This is a genomic window from Psychrobacter sp. CX97, assembly GCF_057396285.1.
The window spans coordinates 75,291-93,158 of record NZ_JBXYJE010000010.1; the positions used below are offsets into that span (position 1 = coordinate 75,291).

Here is a 17,868-nt window from a genome sequence, read left to right on the forward strand (position 1 = left end):
TTTAGCGTATTACAGCAAAGACTGTGCTGAATTGTATAATGAGGCAACGTCAAAACGGGTTTGTGAGAAATCATGCCAATCCATAGACTCAGACTCAATGGCATGAGCTAAAAAATCTAGAAAATCTGGACGCAGCATAATTTTTGCCCCTAGACTTTCAAGATGTGGGTTAGGCAGTTGGCAGTCTATCAATTGCACACCACTTTCTTTACTCAGTACGTTTAAAGCCCAAAATGCGACTTTGGAAGCGTTACTTTGAGTATGAAACATAGACTCGCCAAAATATAGCTGGCCAATTTTTAATCCATATAATCCACCAATCAACTGGTTTTTACTCCAGACTTCAATACTATGTGCATAACCAAGCTCATGCAGCCGAGTGTAGGCCGTTATCATTTGGTCATGAATCCATGTGTCTTCAGAGTAGCTACGAGGCAAACTACAGGCATGAATTACCTCTTTAAAAGAGTGATTGATAGACCATTGCCAATCACTCTTTTTTACCAGACGTTGCAGAGATTTCCTCGGTTCAAAAGTAGAGGGGTCTAAAACGCAGCGTGGTTCTGGACACCACCAAGCTATGGGTTCATCTTCATTAAACCAAGGAAATAAACCTTGTGAATAAGCAGTTAGTAAGGTTTGCGGAGATAAGTCTCCTCCCATTGCGACAAGCCCACTACCATCTGGATCGGCAGTTAAAGGGTTAGGAAACCGGTAACGACTGATAAATTGGTTTTTTAGTAGTGAATAGTTGGACACAATAAACAGCTCAATTGAATTTATTATCTATTTAAACAAAAAAAGGACACCAATTCTATAACTTAAATTGGTGTCCTCAGATACAGTATAATCTTATAGCCAATTTGCCAGTTAGTTTACGAGTTCATTGGTTTTAAAGTAGACGCATAGGTGTGATCTGTTGCTATCGTTTCGCCAATGGCATCAAGGTATTTTTCAGCATCTAATGCTGCCATACAGCCAGTACCTGCTGAGGTAATGGCTTGTCGATAGACATGGTCAGCCACGTCGCCCGCTGCAAACACACCCTCAATACTGGTTTGCGTAGCGTTACCAGAGAGGCCACTATTGACAATAATATAGCCATCTTTCATCTCTAACTGATTGACAAACATATCTGTATTGGGTTTATGACCAATAGCCACAAAGACTCCCATCACATCAAGCTGCTTGGTACTGCCGTCTTTAGTTGATTCAATGACCAGACCATTTACGCCCATATCATCGCCAACCACTTCTTTTACAGTATGGTTCCACTCTATAGTTACGTTACCGTTTTTAGCCTTCTCAAAAAGCTTATCTTGTAAAATCTTCTCAGAGCGTAAGCTATCACGGCGATGTACTAGAATAACTTCATCAGCGATATTAGAGAGGTAGAGTGCTTCTTCAACAGCAGTGTTTCCGCCGCCGATTACTGCCACTTTCTGATTTTTGTAGAAGAAACCATCACAAGTTGCACAGGCAGAAACGCCTAAGCCTTTGAAGTTATGTTCAGACTCCAGACCCAAGTATTGAGCTGAGGCACCCGTTGCGATAATCAACGCATCACAAGTATAGCTACCCGCATTGCCTTCAAGTTTGAATGGGCGTTCAGTTAGGGTTACTGCATTGATATGGTCATTGACAATCTCGGTACCAAAACGCTCAGCATGTTCTTTCATGCGCACCATTAAGTCAGGCCCTGTCAAGCCGTGGGCATCACCGGGCCAGTTGTCAACCTCCGTGGTGGTGGTAAGCTGACCACCCAACTGCATTCCAGCAATGATAACAGGCTTTAAATTGGCACGGGCAGCATAAACTGCGGCGGCATATCCAGCTGGACCTGAGCCTAAAATAATAAGTTTCTCGTGACGAGGGGTAGTTTCAGTGCTCATGATGACTCCTTTAGGGTATTGATATAAAAGTTAAATATTACTTTAAGGACTGCGACTTATAGCAGAGCGGTGTATAGCTAGCGATGTTATCGACATTGTCCGAGTTTTAAAATGAATAATGGCAACGTATTAAATGTTGATTGTTATGAATAACGCACAAAGTGTGAAAATAATCTTATGAAATTAGACACGATAAAATTGAGCAGGATAATAATTAAGCAGTAACCTTACAAACAACTGATTAACTGATTTTGGTAACGGTAAGTTATTCTTTGTAAAAGCTGTCACGTTAATAAGGTCGAAAGGGCAAAATAGCAAATAAGTTTAAGTAATCTTTGATATTAAAGGTATAAATAAGCCCTAATGATACTCGAAAGTATGCTGGAATTTGCTATTATAGAGAGTTCTGCACAATAGTGTAAGCTAAATAAGTTTATATTGGCAACTTATACATGGAGACAAGCAACAGGTAAGTCCTATGTTTGCGTATCAGTTTTCTAATATAACATTGGCAAATAAAGGGTGTAAAGCGACTACAAACGCTATAGATCATAGTACCAAAGCTATCGCCATAAAAAGTAGGTGTGGCGAGGTTGATAACGTTAAAATTTGATATTTGTTATAAGATTATAGATTGGGATAGATGCATGATAACGGCACATCATATTTACACTGCTAAAAAAGCCATGTTCACTGCACTTGCTGTTTGGTTGGCAGCATACGTGTTTGTTATCCTACTCACTTATTCGCCCAATGATCCCAGTTGGTCGCATATCAGTAGCGATATGGGTCAGATAAGTAACATGGGCGGGGCGGTAGGCGCTTGGATAGCAGATTTACTTTATACTTTTTTTGGGTGGTCGTCTTGGTGGATTATTGTATTCATCGCTTATGAAGCTATAAGCATGTGGTGGCAGCGTGAGCAAGCCTTTGGTTTGTTTCGGGTCATTGCTTACCTCTTTCTGGCGTTAGCTACCAGCGGTATGGTTGCAATAATTCCAGTTTTGTTGGCGCTCGGAGAGGCCAGTGCATCAATACATGGTGGTATTTTAGGATTTGAGCTGGCCAACCGTTTGTCTCGACTTCTCACTGTGTATGGCGCAAGCGTTTTTCTAACTGTCTTTGCTGTACTCACAGCAACGTTTGCATTTGATGTTCATTGGCGTAATTTATTCCGCCATATTGTGAGCTTATCTTGGTTAGGCGCTGGGGTTAAAGACGCCCGATATGAGGAAAGGACTGACTATGCTGACCATCAAGATAAAAACGCTATAGATGGTAGTGATCAAATGAATGGAGAGGCTTTAAACTCACTGAGTAAGGACACAGAGGATAGCTTAGGCACTCCTTTAAATAAGGGTTTAAATAAGGGATTAAATAGTGGTTTAAGTAATACTGAGGTACTGGCATCTGCAGATGGGTCTCCTATATTTGAACAGTTGGCATTACAACTTAGCAAACATACCGATGAGTTAAATGCCGATGAGTTAAATGCCGATGAGTTAAATGCCGATGGTTTTGAAATAGGCGCTGCATGCGAGCTTGAGCCAAATAGACAGGTTAAAAATAACGATGTGAACGATCCCGCACTAAGTAATGTGTTAAATGAGTTTTTAGTGAATTCAGGACTAGGAGAGAGTATCTTGAATTTGCAGCAACAAGAAGCGGAAGATAAGCGCCTCGATGCCGAAGTGCAAAGCCAAGGTTTAAAAACCAATCACGATGCAGCTCAAGCCAAGCAAGCGCCTAGCTTTGCCTGGAATGACCCAAATGCGATTGATCAACTGCTCAATCAAAATGAGAAAACAGCCTCAGCTGACCTTGATCAACCGATGTCAGCATTAAATACCTCTATTAATGATCGAGCAGAAGCAATGATTGACACTAAGCATGCAGACTCCCACTCTCGATCTGAAGCTACCAGTCATACAGGTTTTACGTCTGAGGATACACCTGACAATATATTAAAATCTACCAGTGACACACAAGCTATCTCAGAGCCATCTAGCCCAGAGCAACATCGTCCTGACTCTTCTAACATTGAACCTTCTAGCATTGAACATTCTAGCATTGAACCTTCTAACACTGAGCCTTCTAGCTCTGACTCGTATGGTAATGATTTATATAGCTTTGAATCATCAAGCCCTGAAGTTGAAAAAAGCGGGCAAGCTGACACTCAAGAGTCAGATGCTTTAGAGGTCAGTAGTGCAAATAATAGAGATGACAACAGTGGTTTTAATGAGGCGACTATTGACTTAACGCCAACCAATACTCCACCCTCTAATCCCGCTAAGCCGCATGAGGTCGATCCCAAATCTGAAATATCATCTACCGTGACGCCACCAATTCGCTTTGCAACTCCAGAAGGGGACGCCAGTAATCATATAGAGGATATGGTGCCAGATGATGACTATGACCCTGCACATGATTCGGAACAAGCGCGTCTTGATAAAATTATGCCCGAGATTCATGATGACTCAGCGTTTGCCTCCTCCAGCCGAGCCATGCAAACGGCAAAATATCGTAGTCACTTATCGCCGCTTCCTGAGATGGCAATACTGGATAAACCAGATCCAGATAAAAAACCGAGCTACACCCAAGAAGAGTTGAAACAACTGTCAGAGCTTCTTGAAATTAAACTGCAAGAATTTAATGTCAAAGCTGAGGTCGTCAATGCCATACCAGGGCCAGTGGTAACCCGCTTTGAGGTAGAGCTGGCAGCAGGGGTTAAAGCCAGTAAAGTCACGGGTATTTCCCGTGATTTAGCCCGATCTTTATCTATGGCGTCACTGCGTGTTGTCGAAGTAATTCCCGGTAAGCCCTATATAGGTATCGAAGTACCAAACAAAAAACGCGAAATGGTTCGTCTCATTGAGCTGCTTAGTACCGAAAAGTACAAAGATCCTAATGCGCAAATTAGTATGGCAATGGGTAAGGATATTGGCGGAAAACCAATTATTACAGATCTTGCTCGTGCCCCGCACATGTTGGTGGCGGGCACAACAGGTTCAGGTAAGTCGGTATTGGTAAATTCAATGCTGCTCTCCATGTTGCTCAAGTATAAGCCAAGCGAACTGCGTTTAATTCTGATTGATCCAAAACAGCTTGAACTAGCCAACTACAATGACATTCCGCATTTATTAACCCCGGTGGTTACGGACATGAATGAAGCAGCCAGTAGCTTGTCATGGTGCGTAGCAGAAATGGAACGTCGTTACCAACTAATGAGCCTGCTCAAGGTGCGTAAACTGGGCGAATTCAACAAAAAGGTTATTGCTGCCGAAAAGGCGGGCAAGCCAATGATTGACCCCTTATGGCGTCCCAATGAAAGCGTCAGTATTGACAAAGCACCGAAGCTGAAAACCTTACCGATGATCGTGATCGTGGCAGACGAGTTTGCCGATATGATCATGCAGGTTGGTAAGCAAGCTGAAGAGCTTATTACCCGCTTAGCACAAAAATCCCGAGCGGCAGGTATCCATCTTATGCTAGCCACTCAGCGCCCTTCGGTCGACGTTATTACCGGTCTTATCAAAGCCAATATCCCGGTACGTGCTGCACTCAGGGTTAACTCAAAAGTCGACTCACGTACTATTTTGGATGCGGGCGGTGCAGAGGACATGCTGGGTAATGGCGACATGCTGTTCTTAGGGCCGGGTCAAATTGAGCCAGACCGTGTACATGGCGCTTATGTGAGCGATGAAGAAGTAAACCGTGTCTGTGATGCTTGGCGTGAACGTGGCGCCCCAGATTACATCGAAAATATGGCCAGTAATTTTGAGTTATCTAGCCCAACTAGTGGTAGTAGTGCCGGTAATAGCTCTGGCGAAGATGACTCATTGTACGATGAAGCGGTTGCCTTTGTTATGGAAACTCGCAAAGTATCTGCATCGAGTATTCAGCGTAAATTTAGTATTGGTTATAACCGTGCAGCACGTATTGTCGACTCGATGGAAGAAGCAGGGCTTGTGAGCTCTATGGGTAAAAGTGGTAAGAGAGAGTTGTTGATGTAACCTAGCTTCTGACCCCTCTCCTTAAATTAGAAGTGTTTATGAAGGGCTAGTTTTATTTTGAGATGGCTTTGGATAAGTAAAGCCTCTCGCAACTTGCGTATTGTTTGGAGCTTACGCCCGTGAGCAAGCAACCGCAAGACGCCTACACCAGCAGTATACCGCTGCAATAGTGGCTAGCGGTTGCATCATGTGCTTGCTGTATAGATGAAGTCAATCAATTTTAGAAGTGATACAAGGCAAGCGAGCAGAAGTATTACAGTTGTAGGCTTAGTGAACTTAACGCTGTAACACTTTAAGAGTGGTACGACTATAAATATAAAATTGAAACCGACCGTCAGTGTCTGGTAATAAGGTGTCATAAGTACCTTGTAATATGTCATAAGTACAGGGCATAAGGAGTGCGTAAAACGCCTGCCCACGACGTATATGACCACTGCAGTATATTTTCAACCCCCTGCTGTCGAACATGCGGGGTCTGACACTCGCCCAGTCGGTTCCAAACTGGTTTGCTACTATACAATCTCTCTCAATCTTTATTCTACAAAGCTAGGAGGCGACCTTACAAACTGTAGATACTGGTTTATAAGATTATTATTGAGATTGTAACGGCTAATAGTGTAATAGATATTACATCTGTATTCAGGTGGTTATTCAACTAAATCAATCTGCCAATTATTGGCTTGAATAACCAAATTAATGTTGCGTAACTTCATGGCAATGTCATCGGCTTGCTTTTGCAGTGCAGAAACAGACACAATCACATGCCATTTAATCTCACGATAACTATAACGTTGCTCGTCATTACGGGTTGCTTCTATGGTATCAATGAGTAGCTTATGACGCATCTCTAGCGTATCACGCTGCACTAATAAACTTAGCAAAGGCCACCAGTTTTCTAAGTCACCTATGCGGTGGTATATGTTTTAAAACTCATTACGTAAGCATAACTCTCAGAAAATCCCCTTTAAGGGATTTTCTCTTGCGCAGCTAAAATTGCAGTGCAATTTTTTAACGCTGCTCATAAGTCACCTGTGCGGTGAGTAAGGACAGATGCGAATGTAGTTTGCTGCGAAATGTTTTCTAAGTCACCTGTGCGGTGAGTAAGTTGACCCAGCCTCTAAATCAGCTTGGCGATATTTTCTAAGTCACCTATGCGGTGAGTAAGAGCCTCCCAGCTTTTAAGATTGACTGATGCCGTTTTCTAAGTCACCTGTGCGGTGAGTAAGTCGTATGCAGGGATACAAACGTATTCGTCATTTTTCTAAGTCACCTATGCGGTGAGTAAGGCAGGGGTACTCACACTCACACACACGCAAAGTTTCTAAGTCACCTGTGCGGTGAGTAAGATAGACTTAACGGTTTGACACCTCCAGATGATTTTCTAAGTCACCTGTGCGGTGAGTAAGAGTCAGCGACTGTGATCAATCAATATTTAAAATTTCTAAGTCACCTGTGCGGTGAGTAAGCGCATGCCATGAATGATATTGAACTTGTTCTTTTTCTAAGTCACCTGTGCGGTGAGTAAGTTACAGCTATCACTAATTTATCCGATTTCATATTTCTAAGTCACCTGTGCGGTGAGTAAGAGAATGAATTGATTAAATTTATTGAATCAAAATTTCTAAGTCACCTGTGCGGTGAGTAAGACGAATTATCAACAGCACCAGCTTTGCCAACTTTTCTAAGTCACCTGTGCGGTGAGTAAGTAATTATAACATGCCGTTTTTTTTCATAATAATTTCTAAGTCACCTGTGCGGTGAGTAAGCTTATAGTGCTTATGCTTCTACTTCTGCCGGTTTTCTAAGTCACCTGTGCGGTGAGTAAGTTTTGGAGCTAATGCGCAACCTGTTCCATTAATTTCTAAGTCACCTGTGCGGTGAGTAAGGACATTCATCATAGATAAATATAGAACCACGATTTCTAAGTCACCTGTGCGGTGAGTAAGGTGATAAAGTTCAAATTGTTATTAATGGAACATTTCTAAGTCACCTGTGCGGTGAGTAAGAGTAGTCACACATAATATAATCATTGAATGTATTTCTAAGTCACCTGTGCGGTGAGTAAGCAAAGGTAAATGTTGGCTATCGTGAATTCACTTTTCTAAGTCACCTGTGCGGTGAGTAAGATTTTTCGCTAGAGTCCACTACTAAATTGTGTTTTCTAAGTCACCTGTGCGGTGAGTAAGAAGGTGCAGACTTACAAGGTGCAGACTTACAATTTCTAAGTCACCTGTGCGGTGAGTAAGGATTAATTTTATAAATGATACTACCCTTTTCGTTTCTAAGTCACCTGTGCGGTGAGTAAGGCAGCTCTACCTTTATTTGCACATGCTGAGATTTTCTAAGTCACCTGTGCGGTGAGTAAGATCGCCAGCAGATTTTGATGTTGATTATGTTATTTCTAAGTCACCTGTGCGGTGAGTAAGAAACTATCAAAATAACGATCGCAGTCAACGTCATTTCTAAGTCACCTGTGCGGTGAGTAAGTATCTTTAGCTTTGACTGCTGATAGCGTGCGTTTTCTAAGTCACCTGTGCGGTGAGTAAGTAAATGCTGTGCACACAAGGGACCGCTTGCACTTTCTAAGTCACCTGTGCGGTGAGTAAGGAGAGTTGGGAGCTGCTTATAAACGGCGATGATTTCTAAGTCACCTGTGCGGTGAGTAAGAGGAATTAATCCTCGAACAATTCAATTATAGCAAAGCCTAGAGGGCAAAAAACCTATTTTTACCCTCTATTTTTAGGCCTGTTATAACCTATTGATTTTAAAGTAAGTTTTTAAATAGTAAGAAAAATGGGTTTTATCCCAATTTTTTGATCAGTATTATTGATTCATTGAATGAAGTTGAGTCGTTAGTTATTAGCTTCAAGTTTTAGAGTACGGTTAGATAACCTCATTCAAACTACGATAAATATTAGCAAGAATCCGATGTAACCGCTAGCCCTGATAGTAGCGGTATCCTGTCGCAGATAATGGCGTTGCGGACTGTGGCTAGAGGAGGTGTCGAGGTAACAGTAACTCATCTAGACACGTTAGTACGCACGCCATTAGCAAGACAGATACAAGCGCATAGCAGGATTAGCTACCCTTTTAATATCGTGAAAACTTTGAAAACATAGAAAGTTGGAATGATAGATAAGTTAAGTGATGCGCTGATTATGTCAATCAAATATCCGTGGGTTTTATTTCATTGCACCCACGCTACACGTTGAGCATACTATAATGTAGGTTTTGCTATATCTTCGCTAAACCACCTCGCCACATGCTTTGCCACTGGCCCAAGCCCATTGAAAGTTATATCCACCCAGCCAGCCAGTGACGTCCAATACTTCGCCGATAAAGTATAAATTTGGCTGAAGCTTGCTCTCAAAGGTTTTGGAAGACACCTCATCAGTATTGACGCCACCACGGGTAACTTCTGCGGTGCGATAGCCTTCTGTACCTGAGGGTTTGATCGTCCAGTTGTTGATTTTATTGCCAATGTCTTCTAATGTTTCATCTTTAATATTGGCAATTTCTTTGTCTTTGAAGTCAGACCAATGCAAGTCTTGTAATGCTATCAGTAATTTCTTCGGGAAGTGCTCAGCTAGGGCACTACGAATCAGTTGTTTGGGATGGGTAGACTTGGCTTCAATCAATAAGGCGCTGACATCAATATTGGGTAACAGATTAATGTGGATGGATTCGCCCACCTCCCAATAGTTTGATAGTTGCAACATCGCAGGGCCAGACAGTCCTCTATGTGTAAATAACATAGGGCGAGGGAAGGCTATGCGCTCATTAAATGCCACCACATCTAAGCTAATACCAGACAGGGGCGCAATAGTTTCGCCAATTTTACCGGTAAAGGTAAAGGGAACTAAGCCTGCTGACGTGGATAAGATATTATGCCCAAACTGAGTGGCAACCTCATAGCCAAAACCTGTGGCGCCCATCGTTGGAATGGACAATCCACCTGTTGCAATCACTAAGGAGGCACAGTGGATGTCTCCTTTTGAAGTTTCAACGAGAAAGCCTCGTCCTTGTGACGCCTCATTTTGTTTGATAGGCTTGATAGCGGTGACCGTGGTTTTTAATTGCACTTTAGCCCCAGCTTGGGAACACTCATCCAGTAGCATGTTCAAAATGTCTTTTGATGAGTCATCGCAAAACAGTTGTCCATGCTCTCGCTCGTGATAGGGGATGCCATGTTTCTCGACTAAGCCGATAAATTCCCACGGGTTGTAACGTGTTAGGGCAGATTTGCAAAAGTGAGCGTTGCTGCCGATAAAGTGTTCAGGCTCGACCACATAGTTGGTGAAGTTACAGCGTCCTCCGCCTGACATGAGTATTTTCTTGCCCGCTTTATTGGCATGGTCAATGACCATAACCGAGCGTCCACGCTGACCCGCAGTAAAGGCGCAGTATAGACCTGATGCGCCGGCGCCTATGATGAGTACATCTACCTGATGACATGATATATTTGAGTGTGAGGCAGACACAGTTGCTAGGCTTGAATTTGAGGTATTCTGTGTGGACTTAATCATATAAAGGGCTTATTCATTAGTGGCATTCTATCGTATTGTTATTGTGTGAAGATTATACAAGCTTGGGTGTTTAAGTGTCATTCTTTTGTCATTCCACTCAGTAAATCAACGTTTGCCAGATTCAAAGCTAGCCAATATAAGTGTTGTTTGTCACAATACGGGTTATTGAAACTACTGGATTATCCGAATATGTCCACCTCTATATCGTCTATAACACACTCAGAATCAACCTTGCAAATCGCAATTATTGGCGGCGGGCTAACGGGTCTGATAACGGCAGATTTACTGGAACAATCACTTATTGCCAATAAGCGCAATTTTAAGATTACTATTTTTGAAAAATCTGCTGGAGTAGGGCGCTTGGCGACCCGCTATAAAACGCCACAGAGTAGCCATGGTCTGGGGGCAGAGGATACACAAAAATGTTGGCAGTTTGATTTTGGCGCACAATTTTTTACCGCCAAAACGCAAGCATTTCAAACGTATTTAAAGCCCTGGATTGAGCATGGCGTGGTAGAGCCGTGGCAGGCTCAAACCGCAAGATTCAGCAGGAATGCAACGAATGAATCATTAAAAATAGAATTGTCAGATAAATGGGATGATCTAAAGCAACCTCGATTTATCAGTAGTCCTAAAATGACCAGTTGGGGTAGAGCGATAGCCAATAAACTAAGCCATACCACCATTCGATTTAAAACCCGAGTAGCGCCACTGGCTAAGGCTACCCTTGAAAAGGGCAAGACGGTTTTAAATGATGACAAGGGGCACTTATTAGGCAGCTTCGATTGGGTTATTTGTACGGCACCACAAAGGCAAGCTATCGAATTGGTTGCAGATACTGAGTTCGAACATTTTGCCGCTATATCACAGCACAAAATGCTGGCTTGCTACACCTTGATGCTCGGTTGGGAAACAGCAGATGCGCTACCGCCTACCTTAAGAGAGGTGCAGTGGGATGTTTTGACTGTTGATACGGAGCAGCTACAGCAAACAGTACTTAGTAGGGTATTTATTGAGCACAATAAGCCGTCACGCACTGCCGTATTACCGAGTGTTACCATCCATACTAATAATAAATGGTCGGAGCAATATGTGGATGATGAGATAGACGATGTTAAAGCCATCATGTTGGAGGAAGCAAAAGCTGTCTTAGGCTTCAATGAGTCAACTTATCCCGCCCACCTTGATTGTCATCGTTGGCGCTTTGCTGCTACCGAACTGTCAGATTCGAAAGATTCGAGTACCAAGTTACTGGCCTATGTGGATGCCAAAAAGCAATGGATTGTTACCGGAGATTGGTGCGGGGAGGGACGTATAGAAAGCTGTTATGAGGCTGCTAGCAACGTGGTACAGTTATTCCTATAAGCCGTATTTAAAACGTAGCTAAACAGAGTTTTGAGCTTGCGTAGTTAGTATTATTAAATGCGATTTTTTCTGCCTCTTTAGTATAGTCAGCGAACTACTAAACGGTTACGGCGTTAACCTCGTTAAGCCTACTCCAGTAGTACTTGCACTCGGTTGCCTTGTAACCATTTTAGACTTCTTTGACTATAGGCTAAAAAGAGGAAAATTGGCGCAATTTATAATGAGTTTTATAGAAATAAAATCTATTTTTAGTTTATACACTCAATTATCCTTCTAAGGTAAATCCCTGCTAAAATCCTTCAGTAGCTTTTATTTATAGGGTTTATAACCTAAAGTTATTGGGGAGTTGTCACAGTATTAAAGGCAACGTTTAAAGGGATTTTTGCAATTATCTGCAAGGAGACTAGAATGAAAATTGGTATTCCAAAAGAAATCAAAAATAATGAAAACCGTGTTGGATTACCACCAAGTGGTGTCGACGCTTTAGTAAAACGAGGGCATGAGGTTTTTGTAGAGACAGGTGCTGGTACGGGCTCTCACTTTAGTGATGAAGATTATAAAAAATCAGGCGCAGTAATTGTACCCGATGCCGAAACGGTATGGGACAACGAAATGATCATCAAGGTTAAAGAGCCAATTGCAGAAGAATATAAATATTTTAAAGAAAATCAAACTTTGTTTACTTACTTGCATCTCGCTGCTGAACCTAAGTTGACTGAAGCTTTGATAGAGAAAAAAGTAAATGCAATTGCTTATGAAACGGTTCAGACACGTGATGGCGGCTTGCCATTATTGACGCCAATGAGTGAAGTTGCTGGACGAATGAGCACTCAAATTGGTGCGCAATTTTTGCAAAAGTTTTATGGTGGCAAGGGCATTCTATTGGGCGGTGTACCTGGCGTGAGAAAAGCTAAGGTCACTATTTTGGGTGGCGGTGTTTCTGGCACTGAAGCAGCCAAAATGGCAGTAGGGTTGGGTGCGGACGTAACAATTTTAGATTTAAGTCCTAAACGCTTAAAAGAGTTGTCAGAGCTTTTTGGTAACACTATCCAAACCTTGATGTCAAATCCTACTAACTTAGCCAACTGCGTGAAAGAGAGTGACTTAGTGATTGGTGCGGTATTGATTCCTGGGGCCTCTGCGCCGAAACTCGTTACCGAAGAGATGATTGCGTCAATGAGTGAGGGCAGTGTGGTTGTTGATATTGCTATTGATCAAGGCGGCTGCTTCGAGACTACCGACCGTATCTCAACCCATGATAATCCTACTTATGTCAAACACGGGATTATTCATTATGCGGTGGCTAACATGCCAGGCGCTGTGCCTCGTACCTCAACCATTGCCTTATCCAATGTAACCTTACCTTATGCTCTGGCATTGGCTGATAAGGGTTACAAACAAGCGTGTGTTGATGACGAAGCATTACTAAAAGGCTTTAATACTTTAAATGGTAAAGTAACTTGTAAAGGTGTAGCGGAGTCTCTAGGCTATGACTATGTTGAGGTCAAGTCTTTGTTATAAACAAGACTGTCTAACTTAACATGCTCTAGAAAGGTCGAATCTAAAATAGGTTCGACCTTTTTGTTTTTTATAGAGGAGGAAGCGTCACTGTTCAAGTCAGTAAGTCAGTAAGTCAGTAAGTCAGTAAGTCAGTAAGTCAGTATTGAAGTTTGCTTGCCGTATAAAGACGATAGGATACGTCTAGGTCAGACTACTGATTAAAGAATAGTCCTATATTGGTTGGAGAATATTCCTGCGCCAAGCAATTAAATCTGTTACATCTTGTTGTATGCCTGCTTTTAGCGCTGCTAACCCCTCGTATTTGCGCTCATCATGCAGATGATGTAGGAATCTAACGGCAAGTGTTTTTCCGTACAGATTGCCAGAAAACTCTGGGAAAAAAACTTCCAATCGCCAATCATGAGGCTTCTCAATAGAGGGACGCAAGCCAATATTAGCCGCACCAAATAGACTGTGGGGACGAAACCCAGCAATGCCAAAGTTATTATCAGTTGCTAAACTTTGAAAGGCATTGGCTATGGTGTTTCCAGTATCATCAAGTGCCACCACATCGACTCCATACACACCATGTAGTGCGGGGAGTAATCGGTTTAGCGCTATATTTGCCGTTGGGAAGTCAAGGGTTCTACCGATCTGATCACCTTCGATTACTTTACCAATGATACTATAGTCACGCCCCAACAAACGGTTGGCTGTTTTAAGATGACCTAAGCTTAATAACTCTCTTATTCGGGTTGAGCTAATGCGATCATCTCTAGGCTCATTACTGTCATTTAAATATGAGTTGGCATCTACATTGCGATCTTTGATGGCAGTGCTATGCGTATCTGTTGTATGGTTGTCTGTAACTTGAATATCTGTTTTATCTGTATCCGTCACAATGTCCGTTACATAGGTATCTGTAATCGTATGTAGGTTAGTCACGGGCAGACCATAATGGCGCAAAAACTCACTATCCCCTGTGCGATCATTACCAAAACGAAAATCATCACCCAATACCAAACGCTTGACGTTAAGTGCATTAATTAGCATATCAGCAAATTGACTGGCGGATAGTGATCGAAAGGAGGTATCGAATGTTGCCACCACGACGATATCAATGGCAAATGCCTTTAGCAAAGCAAGTTTCTCGTCTTGCGAGGTAAGGCGGGCAGGCGCTAACTGGGGGTCGCCTTTTAATTGGGCGAAATATTCACGAGGCTGGGGCTCAAATATCATGACCATCGAGGCAAGCTCTTGTTGCTTAGCGGTCTCTTTAAGCTGGTTGAGCATAGCTTGATGACCCAAATGAATCCCATCAAAGTTCCCAATAGTAAGGATGCTGGCAGGCAGATCCTGTGGATGTTTAGTCAGGGTAGTTATTTCGGCCGAATTTAAAAAGATTATTTTCATATATTGGTTACTGATAAAGAAGAATTAAAGCATGGTGTATCGATAAAAACAGTCTTTTTAACTATTTAATTTAGACGTGTTCAACGCAGCTTATCAAGTTTCTGGTAAAGATATTGGCACCCATTATAATGTAAAATAGGCAAGAATTATGAATGATATTGGTTTAAAGCATTAATTGTGAGTTTTAATAAATATGAATAAACAAAATAGAACGGGTATTGAAGCGTTCGATGAGCGTACAGATCAAACAATGCCAATCAGAATGAAAGATGGTTGTGATAGCGATATATTCATTACACTGGCTAAGCCAGACGATTTAGCAGACATTGTGGCTATTTATAATGAAAATATTACCTCAAAAATAGCCACAGCAGATTTGCAACCTATCAAAGTAATAGAAAGACAAGATTGGTTTGATCAACACTTAAATAATCCTGCACGCCCTATATATGTTATCAAAAATAGAGCAGGAGAGTTGATGGCATGGGGAAGCTTTAGTGACTATAAGAGTCGCTTCGCCTATCATATCAGTAGCGAGATAAGTATTTACGTATCACATAAGTATCATCGACGTAAGCTAGCAAGCTTATTGTTAAAATGGATGTTAGAGCAAGCGCCTAAGCTTGGAATACATAATGTCATTGCCTTAATTTTTGCTCATAATAATCCAAGTATTAATTTATTCAAGAGGTTTGACTTTGAAACGTGGGGCAGACTACCAAAAGTTTGCGATATGGGCGATTTTCTTGCAGATGTCATTATTATGGGGAAGCAAAATAACGGGTAAGCTTTCTATTTTTATTGCAATCAAACGCCTACTCAGTTAGGAGCATCCAAACGCCATTTACTTTTTCTAAGTCAAATTCAGCGTAATCAGTTTGTTCCACACCATTTAGGGAGATTTCTCCTTTAAGCGTTGCGGTAGTTTTGTCGTCATTATAAATAATCTCGTTTATGTTGATTTTTCTTACCGTCTTTTGGAAGGCTTCTTGAGTATTCTCTAACTGCTCCTCGAAGTCAGGCATCGAGGTTTGGTAGTAAATTGCGGCATCTTTAGCATTACCATAATATAAGGTGTTTAATGCTTTAGATAATACCGCTTCAGGGGATCCTTCGCTAATATTTGACACGTTACTGCTAACAATGCTTGGATGAACCCCAAATTTGCTAGGATCTGAAGTATGGCCTGAGTTAGCAGTCAAAACATCTTTATCTGCGGAATTAACGCTTAAGGTAGTAGCATCATCAATGTCTAGATTTGCCGTTTCTGTCTCTGAGCTTGAGTGTTCGCAAGATACTACTAAGCATAAAGGTGTCACCGCTAACAATAGTGTAAGTATAACCTTTTGCTGAGATGTTCTGGCTCTGTTTGACATGATAATTCCTTATTTCTTAAAGCTTACACCTTTAACTATCCATTTATATGTTTAGTTTTATTTAATAAACGGCTCTTATTAAATCAAGTTAGTCATAGAGTTTATACCCTTTATACCCTTATTTCTTACGCTAGTGTATCTATGGGTTGGAAATATATATTCATGGTTTTGTCAATACTATTATTTATTAGGGTTATCCTCTTCAGTTATGACTGGGTTGTCGTGATGAGCCAAAATGGCGAATAACCCTGATCTTTTTGTCTGTCTAGACTCTGCATTTGTTGCTAAATCTGATTTATCTAAGTCTGAGTTAGGTGGAATTATGGCCTCTTTATTGTGGTTGTCCTCAACAATATTTGCTTCCCGATCAAATGCTTCGGCATCAAAATGCCCATTCAATTGGTTGTACTCACGCTTAACCTGTTTATAAGGCATTGTATTACCTTTTGCGGTCTTATCTCGTGGACGACTGTTCTCGAAAATTTTTGATAATGGGATATCAAGCTCGTGTTTGGCGCATATTTCAGTATGTACAAAACGCTCCGCTAAAAGATTTAACCATTGCAGATTGGTATTTGTTATTTCATTCAGCTCATCTTTAATAGGAAGAGGATAGGGCAGTGTTCGGTAAAAGTCCCACAATGTCATCTTGCTTAAGTCTTTTTTGAGCACATATTCCTCTGACTCTGTTACTGTGATTAAATCACTGTCTTTAAGATAGTTTAAATAGGTATACCATTTGGGTAACTCTTTTCGACCCAGTACATCGCGAAGCTCCTGCTCTTTTACTGAACTGCCTTTTTGATGGCTGGTATAAATGAGGTTTAGCATATCCAATAAGCTAAGCAGAGGGTGGCGAGGGTATACTTCACCCGTTGCAAAAATTGTTAAGGTATAGCTGATCTCAACACCCAACAAGATAAGATTCCACGATAAGTAAATCCACAACAGAAAAATTGGTAAGGCTGCAAATGCACCATAAATTGCCTCATAACTGGTAAAGTTGCTCATTACCGTACCAAAGGTAAGCTTTAATAGTTCAAACGTAATAGCAATAAAAACACCTGCAACCGCTGCATTTTTAATAGGAACTTTAGCTTTAGGTATAAACCAATACATGCCAATGAATCCAGCAATAGTAATACCAAATGAAATCAGTTGTACCCAAAAAGACCAGTCAATACCATATCCGCCAACTTGCTGATTTAAAAAGCTTAAGCTTTGCACTGCACTGGATACGATAAATGCCGTACCAAGGACTAAAGGGCCAAGGGTTACAATAGTCCAATACCGTAAAATACTTTTGAGTCCCCCAGAGCGATCTTCAACCCGCCAAATTTGATTAAAAGCTTTTTCAATAGTGGTCAGAGTCATAATTGTGGTGAGGAATAAAACCATAGCACCAATGGCAGTTAAATTGCTTGATTTTTCTGCAAAATCATTAATATAGCCACTAACTTGGACACTGGACTGCGGCATTAAGTTACTGAAAATAAGGTCATAAATCTGTTCACGTGCTGATTCTAGTGCGGGCACTGATGACAAAATCATCAACAGTACCGTTATCATAGGCACCAGAGATAACAGTGTTGTATAAGTTAAAGAGGCTGCTTTTTGTTGACAGTTATCCTCTAAGAAATGACGTATCAAAAAACGCAAAAAGTTGAACCATGTGCTGTCATAAAAAGGCAGCTTCTTAAGCAAGTTTGTCATGCTTTACCATTACACCGTAATTGTTTAGAGTAGTTTAACAAAATTTGAGTCACTATAGGTGCAGATTATA

The 17,868-nt window shown here is 41.4% G+C and carries 11 protein-coding genes and 1 CRISPR repeat array; of the genes, 4 read left to right on the forward strand and 7 right to left on the reverse strand.

What is annotated here, in order from left to right; genetic code table 11:
- Positions 1–9: 9 nt before the first annotated feature.
- Positions 10–759, reverse strand: a complete 750-nt coding sequence (aat, locus tag AC2SLL_RS09300) for a leucyl/phenylalanyl-tRNA--protein transferase (RefSeq protein ID WP_486531413.1) — start codon at positions 757–759, stop codon at positions 10–12.
- 116 nt (positions 760–875) lie between these two features.
- Positions 876–1,892 carry a thioredoxin-disulfide reductase gene (gene trxB, locus AC2SLL_RS09305; protein ID WP_486531414.1) on the reverse strand — a complete coding sequence of 339 codons (1,017 nt, stop codon included), beginning with the start codon at positions 1,890–1,892 and terminating at the stop codon, positions 876–878.
- Positions 1,893–2,539: 647 nt separating this feature from the next.
- Here trxB and AC2SLL_RS09310 point away from each other — a divergent pair.
- Complete coding sequence (locus AC2SLL_RS09310) at positions 2,540–5,905, forward strand: DNA translocase FtsK (RefSeq protein ID WP_486531415.1); 3,366 nt, start codon at positions 2,540–2,542, stop codon at positions 5,903–5,905.
- Between the two features lie 647 nt (positions 5,906–6,552).
- Here the strand turns inward: AC2SLL_RS09310 and AC2SLL_RS09315 are convergent.
- Both AC2SLL_RS09315 and AC2SLL_RS09320 read right to left on the reverse strand, forming a co-directional pair.
- Positions 6,553–6,786 (reverse strand): DIP1984 family protein, encoded by a 234-nt coding sequence (locus AC2SLL_RS09315; RefSeq protein ID WP_486531416.1) that lies wholly within the window; start codon positions 6,784–6,786, stop codon positions 6,553–6,555.
- 136 nt (positions 6,787–6,922) lie between these two features.
- Positions 6,923–8,572: a CRISPR direct-repeat array (repeat unit 28 nt; unit sequence TTTCTAAGTCACCTGTGCGGTGAGTAAG).
- A gap of 578 nt (positions 8,573–9,150) precedes the next feature.
- The gene (locus AC2SLL_RS09320) at positions 9,151–10,431 is read right to left on the reverse strand and encodes a BaiN/RdsA family NAD(P)/FAD-dependent oxidoreductase (protein WP_486531417.1); all 1,281 of its coding nucleotides are present in this window, start codon (positions 10,429–10,431) and stop codon (positions 9,151–9,153) included.
- Positions 10,432–10,620: 189 nt separating this feature from the next.
- On the opposite strand from AC2SLL_RS09320, the gene AC2SLL_RS09325 reads away from it, so the two are divergent.
- The gene (locus AC2SLL_RS09325; RefSeq protein ID WP_486531418.1) at positions 10,621–11,796 is read left to right on the forward strand and encodes an NAD(P)/FAD-dependent oxidoreductase; all 1,176 of its coding nucleotides are present in this window, start codon (positions 10,621–10,623) and stop codon (positions 11,794–11,796) included.
- Positions 11,797–12,204: 408 nt separating this feature from the next.
- On the forward strand, positions 12,205–13,317 hold the full coding sequence (gene ald, locus AC2SLL_RS09330; RefSeq protein ID WP_486531419.1) for an alanine dehydrogenase: 1,113 nt from the start codon (positions 12,205–12,207) through the stop codon (positions 13,315–13,317).
- 210 nt (positions 13,318–13,527) lie between these two features.
- Here ald and ribF read toward each other — a convergent pair whose 3' ends face one another.
- Positions 13,528–14,709: a bifunctional riboflavin kinase/FMN adenylyltransferase gene (gene ribF, locus AC2SLL_RS09335; RefSeq protein ID WP_486531420.1), complete on the reverse strand. Its 1,182-nt coding sequence runs from the start codon at positions 14,707–14,709 to the stop codon at positions 13,528–13,530.
- 193 nt (positions 14,710–14,902) lie between these two features.
- Between ribF and AC2SLL_RS09340 the strand changes: the two genes are divergently transcribed.
- Positions 14,903–15,496 (forward strand): GNAT family N-acetyltransferase, encoded by a 594-nt coding sequence (locus AC2SLL_RS09340; RefSeq protein WP_486531421.1) that lies wholly within the window; start codon positions 14,903–14,905, stop codon positions 15,494–15,496.
- A gap of 28 nt (positions 15,497–15,524) precedes the next feature.
- Here the strand turns inward: AC2SLL_RS09340 and AC2SLL_RS09345 are convergent, their stop codons facing one another.
- Both AC2SLL_RS09345 and AC2SLL_RS09350 read right to left on the reverse strand, forming a co-directional pair.
- Positions 15,525–16,085: a hypothetical protein gene (locus AC2SLL_RS09345; protein ID WP_486531422.1), complete on the reverse strand. Its 561-nt coding sequence runs from the start codon at positions 16,083–16,085 to the stop codon at positions 15,525–15,527.
- Positions 16,086–16,265: 180 nt separating this feature from the next.
- On the reverse strand, positions 16,266–17,798 hold the full coding sequence (locus tag AC2SLL_RS09350) for a YihY family inner membrane protein (RefSeq protein WP_486531423.1): 1,533 nt from the start codon (positions 17,796–17,798) through the stop codon (positions 16,266–16,268).
- Between the last annotated feature and the right edge of the window lie 70 nt (positions 17,799–17,868).

Bases quoted from the DNA above. Each gene is read 5' to 3' on its own strand.
- AC2SLL_RS09320 (WP_486531417.1), bottom strand. From the start codon at position 10,431: ATGATTAAGTCCACACAGAATACCTCAAATTCAAGCCTAGCAACTGTG.
- AC2SLL_RS09350 (WP_486531423.1), bottom strand. From the start codon at position 17,798: ATGACAAACTTGCTTAAGAAGCTGCCTTTTTATGACAGCACATGGTTC.
- AC2SLL_RS09340 (WP_486531421.1), top strand. From the start codon at position 14,903: ATGAATAAACAAAATAGAACGGGTATTGAAGCGTTCGATGAGCGTACA.
- trxB (WP_486531414.1), bottom strand. From the start codon at position 1,892: ATGAGCACTGAAACTACCCCTCGTCACGAGAAACTTATTATTTTAGGC.
- AC2SLL_RS09325 (WP_486531418.1), top strand. From the start codon at position 10,621: ATGTCCACCTCTATATCGTCTATAACACACTCAGAATCAACCTTGCAA.
- ald (WP_486531419.1), top strand. From the start codon at position 12,205: ATGAAAATTGGTATTCCAAAAGAAATCAAAAATAATGAAAACCGTGTT.
- AC2SLL_RS09345 (WP_486531422.1), bottom strand. From the start codon at position 16,085: ATGTCAAACAGAGCCAGAACATCTCAGCAAAAGGTTATACTTACACTA.
- AC2SLL_RS09310 (WP_486531415.1), top strand. From the start codon at position 2,540: ATGATAACGGCACATCATATTTACACTGCTAAAAAAGCCATGTTCACT.
- ribF (WP_486531420.1), bottom strand. From the start codon at position 14,709: ATGAAAATAATCTTTTTAAATTCGGCCGAAATAACTACCCTGACTAAA.